The following is a 12,490-nucleotide window of genomic DNA, read 5'->3' on the forward strand; positions in this document are numbered from 1 at the left end:
TGGGCGTTTCAATCCTTGTTTTCGTGGAACTTGCTCTTGATGTCCCATCTATGTCTCGGGGGATGATGCTCTGACCGTGTTTCAATCCTTGTTTTCGTGGAACTTGCTCTTGATGGATCGGGGAACATCGAAGAAGCAACCACGGCGTGGGAGTTTCAATCCTTGTTTTCGTGGAACTTGCTCTTGATGAGGCAACAAATACGATGCTGTAGAGCTTGGCCCTTAGTTTCAATCCTTGTTTTCGTGGAACTTGCTCTTGATGATGGAAACGTCTTTGAACAAATGGCAAAGGAAGTTGCCACGTTTCAATCCTTGTTTTCGTGGAACTTGCTCTTGATGGTTCACTTTGTAATGCCACGGGCTGTACGCATTTCGTTTCAATCCTTGTTTTCGTGGAACTTGCTCTTGATGAGAAGCCCCACAAGCAGAGCCACCGGGAAGAATGCAGTTTCAATCCTTGTTTTCGTGGAACTTGCTCTTGATGTGAATGTCATGGAATCGACTGGGGTGGACGAATTTCGTTTCAATCCTTGTTTTCGTGGAACTTGCTCTTGATGTCCTAGAGGAGTCTGGGACGTTTTTCTATGCGGTGTTTCAATCCTTGTTTTCGTGGAACTTGCTCTTGATGTGTCACCTTCTAATTATGACCACCGCGTCAACTGCAGAGTTTCAATCCTTGTTTTCGTGGAACTTGCTCTTGATGTTGAGATCAGGGCAGCGGACAGAGCGATGGTGTCCTTGAGTTTCAATCCTTGTTTTCGTGGAACTTGCTCTTGATGTTTTCAACAAAATGTCAGAAGGAAGTTGCATGATGGCGTTTCAATCCTTGTTTTCGTGGAACTTGCTCTTGATGAGCGGCTTTTTTTCGTTCTTTTTCCCGTTTGACACCGTTAAACCACCCATTCTTAGCCCTCCGCTGGCATGAATGGAATTTATCAGATGCCTTATAAATTCGTTCCGGCCTGGCAGCTTCAAAATGCGCCCCTAGCTTTAAAAAGAGTGATTAAGCGATCTATTTTAGCCTCATAACCGCGCCGAATCCTCTGGAGACCGACTTTCCCAGTCCCATGTGATCTGGTATGGCAAAGCAGGTGGTGAACTCCCCTCGAAAGCCTGTAACCTTTGTGCCCTTGAGCATGCAGATCTCATCTTTCATCCTCCCCAGATCCAGCCTGATATGCTCTTTCGCCACATACCCTAGGCCTTTGGAGGCGGAGAGGATGTTGCCCACCAGAATCCTTCTCAACAAATCCCTTCTCTCCTCCTCAGATGCGGCTACATACTTGGCATAGTTCTCCTGGCTCAGGGCCAGCCATGGCATCGCAAAACTGTAGCTTAAGATCTCCTCTGTGCAGCCAAACTCCTCGCTCTTCACTGTCACGCCGCGCTCCATGATGGTGTAGTTGCTCTCGCCCAATTTTATCTCATCGAATTTATCATAAATGTCTTTCAGGACCTCAGCCCCCTCATTGATGCCCATGACCAGAGGGCTGCCGTCCAGCATCTTGTACTGGATGAGAGGATACCTGTAGATCAGCTTGTCTGTCACATGCTGGTGCAGCAGAGCATGTTCATTGAAGCTGGTGGCAAAGAAGCCCCGCAGCTTGGCCGCGTCCCCGCGCATGGGCGCGGCCGAGTGCAGAGTGAGGCGGAGGATTTTGAGGTTCATTTATTGCCTCTAGATGATCATGGAGCCCACTCCGGCTCCAGCCCGCATGAAGCCCGTTTCCATATCATAGTAGTTGGGCAGTTCCGCGTTTGATATATATCCAAACTCGGAGTCTTCAATTATCAAGGAATGAGCGAACTTCTCTGGTGCCGATATCACATATTCGCTGAACTCTTTTCTTATCTCCAGTTTTTTTCGTATTCTTTCTTTGAGATCCTTTTCCATTCGCATATCCTGATATTTCTTCCAGATTTCTACAGCCGTCTCATCTAGTTCTACAAATACATTTACCTTTGGATAGTCCTCCTCAATCAGCTTGAATTTTTTGCTCAGATCCCGGAAGGACAACTGAGCCAAACAGGCCAGGTTCTCTTTTGATTTCTCGTCGCCCATGCCCATCTTCACGGCTTTGAAGTATTTGTTGTTCAACTCCAAAAAATCTGATTCTTTAATTGTATCATTTATATTTTTTAATGTATCCAGGGTTTTGCTCATCAAAAAGGGATCGTAGATGTATTTATAAAATTCTTTTCGGTCATCTTTTAAAATAAAGATCGATACGGTGCCTTTATCTGCTTTGGCCGAGTTTCTGTTGCATCTGCCCGCTACCTGGTTTATGGAATCCATTGGAGCGAAATCCCGGTAGACCATGTCTGCATCGATGTCCACTCCTGCTTCAATAAGCTGGGTGCTCACAATGACCTTTCTTTTCCTTAACGACTCATTGGCCTCTCTTTTTTCCGAAGGTCCTTTGATCTTTCTTATCCGCTCCAGCCTCTCTTTCGGAATCACGTTTGTAGATAGGTAAAAATTCTCCGTGTTAACTAACTCGAGGCCTTTCACGAAATTGTAAACATCGTTGGCTGCGCTTATGGTATTTAGAACAATGAGGAAATCTTTCTCAGGATTGCCAGTTATATCTTTTTCTAGCAGGACCTTGAATTCCTCCAGGGTCAAAGCGGTCTCAATTCTAGGAATCAACTCAATCCTGTCTAGGCCCCGGAAGTATTCTTCTTTCTTCTGCACTATCTCCTTTATCTCTCCTATCGCCTCATCAAATATGAGCGGCTCAGTTGCAGTAACGAATACGACATAACTATTGAATTTCTCGCAAAGCATCTTTGTTGCGTCGTGAATCAACTGCCAGTACTGGTGAGGGACAGCCTGCACTTCGTCCAGAATAATTATGGAGTTGGCCAGCTTGTTGAACTTTCGCAGCAATTTATTTTTGTTAGAGAAAAGCGTGTAGAAGTACTGCCAAAATGTGGTTACTATTATCTCTGCGTTCCAACCCTCCAGGAGCAACAGGCTTTCGTCGGCCTTATATTCGTCGTTGTCCTCTGTCTTGTAGCTCACATCTGCCAGATGATGGTGCTTGAGAAGAAGCCTGGAATCTTTAAGTCTTCCTCCTTGGGTCACCACATCGTCAAATACCGCGTAATTCTGATCTATTATGCTCAGGAAGGGCAGAGCGTAGATTATCCTTGGAGTGAAATTCTTCTCTTTCTTCAATCGATCTCTCAGCTTCAAAGCAAAGGAAAGAGAGGTAAGAGTCTTGCCTGTGCCCGTTGGAACATTTAACGATAGAATTCTATTATCTAGGTTCCAATCACTAATTCCTACCATTGCATCTTCGTAGATCTGATTCCTGAGACTATTGATATTATTTCTGTCGGAAGTGAATCCTTTTCGGTCTCTGTACTGATCCACCAGGTCTGCTGGAAGGTCTAAACGATCTAGATCTTTGCCATTTAACCCCGCGTCAGTCTTATCTGCATCCAGAAGGGCGGAGTAAAGAAATTGAGTTATGAAATACAGGTAAAGATCGCTCTTTTCATTGAGATGCCTTACCAGACGTTTTTCCTTTCTACCGATTTCCCGGGGGGCATCCTGCAAAATGTAATCAAGAATTTTATCGATATCTATTTTTAAATTTATCTTCTCTTCGGAAAGAAGCAATTCAAGGATTTCGCTAAGCTCGGTTTTATCCATATCCATGGATTCAATCTGCTCTCTTGCTACCTTCAAAATCTTATCCTTCTCTGCATCCACTTCGCTTATCTCGTCCATGGCATTCATGAGGTTTCCGTGATGCCTTTTTACTGTAAGGAAAGATATGATGGGCAGATAATCTGCTAATCCTCCTTTTATCTCCGATTGATGTAGGTATTCTTTGATTACAGCGTAAGCAAAGAAGGCCGAGAGCAGACCATGATGGGTGGTATCCTTCGCTTTGAGGGACCTTTTTTTCCTCTCATCTGTTTCAATAATGTACTCCTGGAAGAATTTCGTGGCTTTCCCCAGGTCGTGCGTCACTCCTATCAGGTAAGCAGCATCTGTCAAGAGATCCTTGTCATCTATGTTTAGAGACTTGTCTCTAACAGTTTTTCTGCTCAATTGCCCCACTCTTCTCAAGTGATCCACCAGGCGCTTATCTGGGTGCGACATCAGTTTAAAGGAATACGATTCGCTCGCCATGCTCGCCATTCTCGACCTCCCAAAGCTCTTTGGCCTTCGCCCTGATGCTCCTTCCATTTCTCTCAAAAAGAATCTCGCTGTAGTCAGTCACCTCTCTTGCTTCTCCCATCTCGCCCGGCATCACCTCAGAGAAGTACTCCTTTCCCTCCTCGAATTCTGGGGTCAGTAGGCATTTTCCTGGCACGACACTATCGATTTCCTGGACTTCTTCCCCAGAACTCTTTAATCCAAACTCTCCTATGAACTGATAGCTGCAAATGAGCTGACTCAGTCCGAGACATGGAGTATATACAGACTGATGGCTGGTGAGCAGGTCTTTGAGCTTTTTATACAATTGCTCATCGGAGTGAGAGAAATAGATCCTGTACTTCGGATCTTTGACGAACTCGAATCTGATCTGGGTTCGATTCTTGATCAGATGCATCTTAACTGCGCTCTTGGTGTCAATCAGATTCTCTCCGATCCTCACTTTTTTTACAGGCGCCAGGATCCTGCATCCGATATTGGCATCAACCTTACAGAAGTGCCTGAAATACTCCGCTTTGTCCAGACCAACGACGGCCCCGATCAGCCCTGAGAGAGCCGTTCGGGGTGGGAAAGAATAGGTAAGTGGAGAGCTGGTAGAGTAATTCTTCCTGAAGTGGGCGTAGTCCCCCCACACATCGAATACTATTACTCTCTCCGGCATCTGGACCTCAGAACGTTATCGGCTTTATGGCGATGCCTGTAGCTGCTGCCAATCCTTCAATTGGAAAGGCTGCCCCATCTTTGCTGAACCGAATTCTGTCGTCCACGGAAATCTCAATGTCTTTGATTGAGCCCTTTTCAGCAGCAAGTTTCTTGACCAGCTCGGAGACGTCAAGTTGGTAATCTGTAGTGTCACGAATGTTCTCATGAGGAATCTCGGTCTCCAGCTTCAGCATCTTATCGAGGTCCCCGATATGATAATTCTCTTTGCTGTAATTCACTTTGAGGAGCAACCTGGGGACTTGTCCTGCTTTGGATCTTGAAATCAAGCTCTTTGTACCATTCCAAATGCCCTCAAGCAAGAGCTTCAAATCTTCCTCGGTTAGATGAGTATGTTTGGCAGCGTTCTCGTTAATGATGCCGTAAAAGGAGATAAGCGAATATGCCAGGAAGTCCTCTTCCCTAAAGGTTGCCTGCTTTGAACCTTCCTTTGAGGCAAATGCTCCTGTTCCTTTAATATGCATCATGCTAACACGATGGAGCGACCGCCCCATCTTGAATTGCACTGGACCAGTATAGGTTATCGAGTCGTCTTTGAGTGGAATAACTCCGCCGAAGAGGCGCACATCAATGCATTCGTTTAAAATCCTCTCTGCTTTATCCTCGAAGTCCTTGGCTCGTTTTTTCCCATCCTGGATGTAACCATTTTGGGTATCATAAATGATCTCCCTTACGAATATCTCTTGAGCTTTAAAATTGTAGAGATAATCTCTGATTGTTCGTTTCAGTCTCACATCTGTAACGAGATTTGCCCCTGTTTCCTCATCGATCCTAGGCTTGTTCTCGTCCATGGGATCGCCATTGGGATTTCCATCTCTTATGTCATAAAGGAAAAGAATCTCAGATCTGTTCTTGATTGTCTCACTCATATTCATGCCTCCTTTTCAATCTTTTGCTCTTCCTCTTTTGCATTCCTGAACAGTTTATGCATATCCATTCCTAAGACGAAATAGAAGCTCAATTCGTCGTCTACCTCTTTCCAATTAACTCCTGCCAAAACAAAATGATTTGCAATGAGTGATTCTAGATCTTTGTAGTAGTTCTTCCCATACTCCTCTAGCTTATTCTGAATTTCCGGAAGGAGCCTTTTGATCAATGCTTCGTTCATCTTCAGGCCGTGCAACTTGCTGCGAAAGGGAGTTGCCTTCTTGTCATTCCACTGTATGTTCAGCAGCATTTGAGTCAATGCTCCTTCCAAGAATGTTGCCTTCTTAGCGTCGGTATTGAAGAATGACTTGTTCGCTTCGAAGAACCTTTCAACACGTTGCTCTAATGGGAGACTCTCAAGCTCTTCGATGCGAAGAACCCCATTTCCCTGTTCATTCATGTCTTTCATCTCCACTTTATTTGCTTTGAAAAGATTGAGCTCTTCTATATAGTGCAAGAGCAAGAAGCCATTCAGGGTAGTGATATTGGTAGGATAACCCTTGATGAACGCCTCTCTCACCTTACTCATTATAAAACCCATCAACAAATAGTAACTGATTTGATCTCCAACAAATATCTTGTCTACTACTTCCAAGAATATCTTGTCGAAGGTTCTATTCTTTGATTCGGACGGGAAGAATCGTCTTAGGACTCCGAAATTGAATTCCAGATGGTTTTTCTCTCTCTGATCTTCACTTAAAATTGAATCGTTATAAATTTTGAACCTCTCATCGACTTTCTCTTTTGCATCGAAAAGAGCCTTCAATCTTGATGGAAGAATCCCGTCTATCAAAAGCAAGATTCTGTAAGACGATTGCTCCTTTTTATAAAATATCAGGCTGTTGCTGAAGAAATCCTTCTGATCCTTGACAAATTCAAGAACCTCCTCTTCATCAGAAGTTATTCTGTTCTTAACTTCTCGATTTATTTTTAGATTCCTCTTTTGATCCTTGTTGCCCAAAATGCCCAAGACTTCTTTTAGTGTCTCATTGTCATCCCTTCCAAAGGCTAATTTCGGCACGAGAAGATATCTGAAACCATAGAAGCCAAAGTCGAGGTTTTCCTCGATGTATTTTTTCCCAACTTCGAGATGCTTGGCACAATCGAAGCATACCGGCGTATTCTTCCAGGATTCGTTCACTTTAAAACCGCCTGCTATAAATCCTGGCTTGTCGAAAGTGTGAAAAGTCCAGGGAATTGCGAAGCCGTAGACCTCGTCTTTTGTCCCCCGGCAAACTGAGCAGGCAGAATCTTTTCCAAGAGATTCTCCCTGAGACTTTTTGAGATAGTATTTATCTTTGCCTTTCCGGAGTAAAATGTTCTTAAATGCTTGCAGATCCCCCAAATAACGAATATTTCCACCTCTCTCGATTCCCAAGGTAATGATGGCATATTCATCGGATCTCTTCTGAGAAAATTTTTCATTTAGTTCAGCTAAGATTGTTTCTTTTTGATCCCTCAGTGCCATGTTCATCTTTTTGAGAGATTCTTTTTCTTCTTTTGAGATATCGTAGGTTTCATAGTTCTGGAACCATTTTAAAAATCTGTTTTGAAAGGTTTTCCAAATATCCCCTGCTACTTTGCTAGTTGGTGTAGCATCAGTGCCATTTGACGGCCCTTTTTTATACAGATATCTTGGATAATCGCTAAATTCATCAAAGGCTATGTGGCTAAATAAGTAATTTCCTTCAGTTTCTTTCAAAATTACTATTAGTACGAATTTATACTTGCCATTGCTATTCGGATTCTCTATAAAAGTAGAGAGCAAGTTATCTCCACCATAAGTCATTTGAATGTAGTTACCGATTCTGCTTACAGCATCAATCACTTAACCACCTTTACTCTAAATTACTTTATTTCTTGCAACGTATTCAAAGCTTTTGTTATATTACTGAACAATTACGCACATTTTTTTTGGCTAAGGCATTATCTTTATAATATTTAGACGCATATATTCCTGTACGTGCAGTCCACGCACCTTGCCTTCTGCTTCGTCCCATCGGGATAGTATCCCCTCTGAATTATCATCAATATCTCGCGGACAATCTCCTTAGCTTTCTCATAATCTTTCTGCTTGAAGTCGATTTCCGCCACGTAATTATTGCTCCTGGTGTAGCAGACAAAACCTCGTTTTACATCCACGCCGAAGTGCTCCATAATGAGCAGCCCGTAAAGAGCAGCCTGAAACTTGTGCGTCCTGTAAACAGTGTTCTTGAACTCCGCATACTTGTAATCCAGAGGCGCTGCTGTTCCATCCTCCAGAAAGAGGACCTCATCAACTTCTCCCTTGAAGTGGTACTTCTGCGAAGTAAGGTAAACGGAGATCTCTTTTCGGACGCAGTTGAGCCTCTTTCTTACGTAATCCCGATTCACCTTCTCACGGCTCTCATGCAGCTCTCTGCCCTTTTGGACCTTGTAGCGCCGTTCCTCTCGCTGAGCGATGCCCAGGCAGTGCATGAAGAATATGAACCTCGGGCAGAACAGGTACTCCAAAGCATCGGAGACTGTGACGAAAACCTCCTGCTCGATCTTCTGCTCGGGCTCAGGTATCGCTGCCGTTTCGCCTTCCGTCTGCATCTCAAAACACCTTGGTTATGGTCATCCCGCTCACCAGCTCTCGATCGAACCCTGCTCCGATCAGCTTGATCTTATCAAAGCAGTCCTCGCACATGGGGAAGACGTAGACTGAATCCGATTCGTCAATAATCGCCTCGCACTCCAGAGTCAGGGAGTCGGACTCATTCCGGTTCAAGTCTCCCAGAAATGCGCTCTTCTGCACCCGAAACAGGCCGTAGTTCTTGCAGATCTTAGCCACCCGGCTGCGGTATCTGTTTTCGGATATGTCGTAGATCACCCAGACCAGCATAATCAGCCTCGATTGCACTCCTGTGCATTCTCGCTCTCGCCCATCTGCGCCTGCTCCTCTTCTCGCTCACCTCTGTCTTCCCTGCCTTTGCCATCCGATTCCCGGCATACTTCCTGCTCCAGGATATCCAGATCGAAGTCATCCGGCATCTCCTGACCGGGCCGGATTAGCCCATTGGCAATCCTGTGGCACTCCATCTGAATGGTGTTCCTCCTCTTCACATTGCGCCCTCGGTAGGGGATTGGCTCCTCGAGGGCTTTGTTGAGCGACTCGATCAGCGCTGCTTTTCCCTCTTTGCTCAGGCCCATTCCCTGCTCGAGAGGCTCAAAGAATCCATCCTTCACCATTCGCCTGGAAAAGAGAAAAACCACCGTCTCATCAACATATATCCGGAACATCTCTATGATATCGAATACCAGCGACTTCTTATTGTATGAGTCGCTGTGCAGAAAGCCGAGGTACGGATCAAGCCCCGCTATGATGCAACCCTTCTCCACCAGCGAATAAAGAACGCCATATCCGTAGTTGAGAAGAGCATTGAACTCGTCCTTGGCCGGATTTCTGCTCCGTCCTGCAAACCGATACTTTTCCGGCATGATTGAAGAGATGGCCTCAAAATAGGCCCTGGCAGCCTTGCCCTCCAGGCCGAGCATATCCTGCCTCCTGGATTCGATTGTGCCCCGCAGCCTCTTCATCCGCTCTCGTGAGTTTTCTATCTCCAGTATGTATCCGTCCAGAAGATCCCTCTTTTCCTCTCTGGTCTTCCCCATCCGTCCCAGAAGGTCTATCTGATTCTCCAGCTTCCTCAATCCCCACTCTTTTGCCAGATTCAGGCCGTCTAGGGTATCGTATACCTCAAGCTGCCTTCTCCGAATCAGGGTTGTGCTTCCCAGCTTCGGATGCCATACCCTTCCATAGGGATCTCCATGGGAATCGAGAAAAACGATATCGATGTTGTTGTCCACTGCCAGCTTTATGGCATCGGTGGTGATGTACGCCGCCGTAGTGATCAGTATGCTATTTACCTTGCCGACAGCAATCTCAAAGCTCCTGTCCTCCCTCTTCACCAGAAAGCAATTGCCGTTCTTGCGCAGATATGCTCCATAGCTATTGATCACGAGCTGCAAATGATTACCTCTAATATTGCTTTGTCAGTCATCTGTCCTTTATGATTATTAACCTTAACCAATCTGCATATTTGACCTAAAAAGCAAATCACGCCAATCTCGCCTAACCGTCGGAATCTGGGTATCCAAGCCACCCCGGCGTTGAGGGGGCCAGAGCACTACCGCGCGTTTTCTCGCGCGCGGCGTCCACAAAAAAAAACAGCCTGTATGGATCAGTCTTGGCAGTATTGCAATCAAGGTTTCGGAAATCGACCAAGGAAATGCTTCTTTTCAATCAGCTTTTGCAGATCAACCTTCCAGAATCAACCTTCCAGAACCATCCGATTCAATTCCCGGATTTTTCGATCCTCGTCTTAAATCTGACGACAAACAAGACAGAGCAGATAGTTCTTTAAATAAGAAAGTCCAATCATTGAATGATGATGGTGAAGGCAAGATATGAAAATAATGTTCTCAAACCTCTGGAAAAGCTCGATTTAACAGAAGGAGATGTAGTTGAAATCGAGATAGTTAAATCAAATGCAGATAGACTAGTTGGCCTTCTAAAAGATATCGATATAGATTCAGTCGACCTGCAGCATGCTGCAAGAGATATCTGGGTGAGAAAGGTTGTATCTGATTGATACCAATATTTTTCTGGAGGCAATGCTGGAGAGGAAATATAGAAATGATTGCCTTACATTGCTAAGAATGATCGATAAAGGCGAAATTAATGCCTTTGTAACGACCTATTCGATTCATTCCATTGAGACCATTTTAGATAGAATCGGAAATTTGGACGCTCTCAGGACATTTTTAAAAAGCATTGGAAGGATGAAAGGCTTGAACATCTACAATACTGACCTCAGAGATGAGCTTGCAGTTATAGATGAAATGGCAGTAGACCTGGATTTTGATGATGCTCTGCAATCATATGTCACTAAGAAGCTCAATTTGCAGATAATAAGTTTTGATAGACATTTTGATGGAATCGAAGGGATAACCAGACTGAGACCGAAGGACGTACTATCTGCTGAGAAAAAAGAATAGCCAGAACCATCAACTGCAAGGACATTTTTTTCCCAAGCCACCCTGGCGTTGAGGGGGCCAGAGCACTACCGCGCGTTTTTTCGCGCGCGGCGTCCACAAAAAAAACAGCCTGTATGGATCAGTCTTGGCAGTAATGTAATCAAGGTTCAGGAACCGAAGGACGTATTTTCCGCTGAAAAAAAGATTGGCCAGAACCATCAAAGGCTGGGCCTGGCACTAGCCCTCTTGCAGCACTCCATCCAGCCAGTTGAATATCCTCTCGTTCGAGATGGTCGGGGCGCCCATCTGGCAGTGCAGCCCAGCTCCCTCTTCAGTGGTGAAGAGCAGATACTCTTTCGGACCGGTCAGGGCGTCGTAAAGCGGCCTCGCCTGGCCCGCCAGGAGCGTGTCGTTATCCGAATCGACAACAAGGGTGGGACACCTGATCAGCCCGGCTACGTCCTTCAGCGTATATGGAGCGATCATTCGGAAGTATTCGCTGGGGGTTTGGGCTCCGAAAACGATCATGCCGTGTTCTACCGCCCAGCCTGTCTCGATGCTCTGTTTCATGTACTCGCTCATCTCCTGGTCGAATTCCCGCGACGCATTCTCGTCGCTCAGAATCTCCTCCATATTGGGCAGGGCTTTTTGCATCACGCTGGCATTGAAGTCGTAGACGCCTCCATTGGCGATGCACGCAGCTATGCGGTGGTCGAAGGCAGCAGCTCTCGGTGCCAAGTAGCCGCCGAAGCTGATTCCCATGAGGGCAATTCTATCCGGATCAACCTCGCTCAGGTTCTGGGCAAAATCAATCACTGGCGTTACTGCAGCCTCCCAGTCAGGCCTGAAGGGCATCCCTTGTACTCGGATCATCTCACCCTGGCCAGGCCCCTCGAAGATCAGCACGTTATATCCCCTATCGATAGCGAATTTTGCCACCCCGAAGTACAGCTCTTCACCAGTTCCGTCAAAGCCGGTATGAACGATCAGAGTCGGCCTACTGGTGCCGTTGCCGTCCACCAGACACAGGTAGCCGGGGAGGGTGGTGTTCTGGAAAGGAATGCGGACCGGCCGGATGAGGCCGCTGGAGAGGTTTGCTGCCTTAATGAAGCAGTCATGGCTCTTCTCCCAGGTGGACACAATCCTAGGATCATCGGGATTGATGTCCAGGTAGAATCCAGCGTTCCGGTAGTAGTTCGAGGCCCTCAGGAAGGCTTCCTTTGCGCTGATCTTATGTCCACTGGCCAGGAACTCCTCGGCAGTACTCTCCAGCCTGGCGGCAGTTCTGTTCCATTGGCCGTACCAGCTCTCAGCATCGCCATCTTTGATGCGAAAAGCCGTGTCCAGACATTCGTTGATGTCTGCGCCTCCGCTCGCTGTATAGCCGATGGTCCGGAGGAACTGGAAGTTGAACTCTTGATTCTGAAATATCGATCCCGAAATATCGGTGCTGTTCATCTCATCAGCTCCTGCAGCAACAAGAGGTGCGATCAACAGGCTCAGAAATACAACCTGGCAGAGCCTGAATCCGAAAAGAGAATGCTTAAGCATAGAATTGTCCTCAGAGAACATGGGATATTATTAATGGTACTTAAATTTTAGCCCGCATTCAATTATAAAATTATCGTCTTGCAGCGGGAAAGATATATCAATATTGAGTGGCATAAA

Annotated in this window: 11 protein-coding genes and 1 CRISPR repeat array; of the genes, 2 read left to right on the forward strand and 9 right to left on the reverse strand. The window is 45.9% G+C overall.

Annotated elements, in window-relative coordinates; genetic code table 11:
• Positions 1 to 5 precede the first annotated feature (5 nt).
• A CRISPR array of direct repeats spans positions 6 to 853; the repeat unit is 37 nt; unit sequence GTTTCAATCCTTGTTTTCGTGGAACTTGCTCTTGATG.
• A 159-nt stretch (positions 854 to 1,012) separates the two neighbouring features.
• The 8 genes from MCON_RS13785 to cas1 form a co-directional block, all read right to left on the reverse strand.
• Complete coding sequence (locus MCON_RS13785) at positions 1,013 to 1,669, reverse strand: CRISPR-associated endonuclease Cas6 (protein WP_013720550.1); 657 nt, start codon at positions 1,667 to 1,669, stop codon at positions 1,013 to 1,015.
• A 9-nt stretch (positions 1,670 to 1,678) separates the two neighbouring features.
• Positions 1,679 to 4,204 (reverse strand): CRISPR-associated helicase Cas3', encoded by a 2,526-nt coding sequence (cas3, locus tag MCON_RS13790; RefSeq protein ID WP_232844393.1) that lies wholly within the window; start codon positions 4,202 to 4,204, stop codon positions 1,679 to 1,681.
• Entirely contained in the window at positions 4,122 to 4,835 is a 714-nt protein-coding gene (cas5b, locus tag MCON_RS13795) for a type I-B CRISPR-associated protein Cas5b (RefSeq protein ID WP_013720552.1), read from the reverse strand. The genes cas3 and cas5b overlap by 83 nt, the downstream gene beginning before the upstream one ends.
• Before the next feature lie 7 nt (positions 4,836 to 4,842).
• A complete protein-coding gene (cas7b, locus tag MCON_RS13800; RefSeq protein WP_013720553.1) occupies positions 4,843 to 5,763 on the reverse strand; it encodes a type I-B CRISPR-associated protein Cas7/Csh2 in 921 nt (306 codons plus the stop codon).
• Between the two features lie 2 nt (positions 5,764 to 5,765).
• Positions 5,766 to 7,649 carry a TIGR02556 family CRISPR-associated protein gene (locus MCON_RS13805; protein ID WP_013720554.1) on the reverse strand — a complete coding sequence of 628 codons (1,884 nt, stop codon included), beginning with the start codon at positions 7,647 to 7,649 and terminating at the stop codon, positions 5,766 to 5,768.
• Between the two features lie 113 nt (positions 7,650 to 7,762).
• Entirely contained in the window at positions 7,763 to 8,398 is a 636-nt protein-coding gene (gene cas4 / locus MCON_RS13810) for a CRISPR-associated protein Cas4 (protein ID WP_013720555.1), read from the reverse strand.
• Position 8,399: 1 nt separating this feature from the next.
• Positions 8,400 to 8,687, reverse strand: coding sequence for a CRISPR-associated endonuclease Cas2 (cas2, locus tag MCON_RS13815; protein WP_013720556.1), 288 nt, complete (start codon positions 8,685 to 8,687; stop codon positions 8,400 to 8,402).
• Positions 8,688 to 8,689: 2 nt separating this feature from the next.
• Positions 8,690 to 9,805, reverse strand: coding sequence for a CRISPR-associated endonuclease Cas1 (gene cas1, locus MCON_RS13820; RefSeq protein ID WP_269798881.1), 1,116 nt, complete (start codon positions 9,803 to 9,805; stop codon positions 8,690 to 8,692).
• A 425-nt stretch (positions 9,806 to 10,230) separates the two neighbouring features.
• Between cas1 and MCON_RS13825 the strand changes: the two genes are divergently transcribed.
• Both MCON_RS13825 and MCON_RS13830 read left to right on the forward strand, forming a co-directional pair.
• Positions 10,231 to 10,437 (forward strand): antitoxin family protein, encoded by a 207-nt coding sequence (locus MCON_RS13825; RefSeq protein WP_013720558.1) that lies wholly within the window; start codon positions 10,231 to 10,233, stop codon positions 10,435 to 10,437.
• Between the two features lie 22 nt (positions 10,438 to 10,459).
• On the forward strand, positions 10,460 to 10,843 hold the full coding sequence (locus MCON_RS13830) for a hypothetical protein (protein WP_157863838.1): 384 nt from the start codon (positions 10,460 to 10,462) through the stop codon (positions 10,841 to 10,843).
• 216 nt (positions 10,844 to 11,059) lie between these two features.
• Here MCON_RS13830 and MCON_RS13835 read toward each other — a convergent pair whose 3' ends face one another.
• On the reverse strand, positions 11,060 to 12,373 hold the full coding sequence (locus tag MCON_RS13835; RefSeq protein WP_013720560.1) for an alpha/beta hydrolase family protein: 1,314 nt from the start codon (positions 12,371 to 12,373) through the stop codon (positions 11,060 to 11,062).
• Between the last annotated feature and the right edge of the window lie 117 nt (positions 12,374 to 12,490).

The organism is Methanothrix soehngenii GP6 (assembly GCF_000204415.1).
Classification (GTDB): Archaea; Halobacteriota; Methanosarcinia; order Methanotrichales; family Methanotrichaceae; genus Methanothrix; species Methanothrix soehngenii.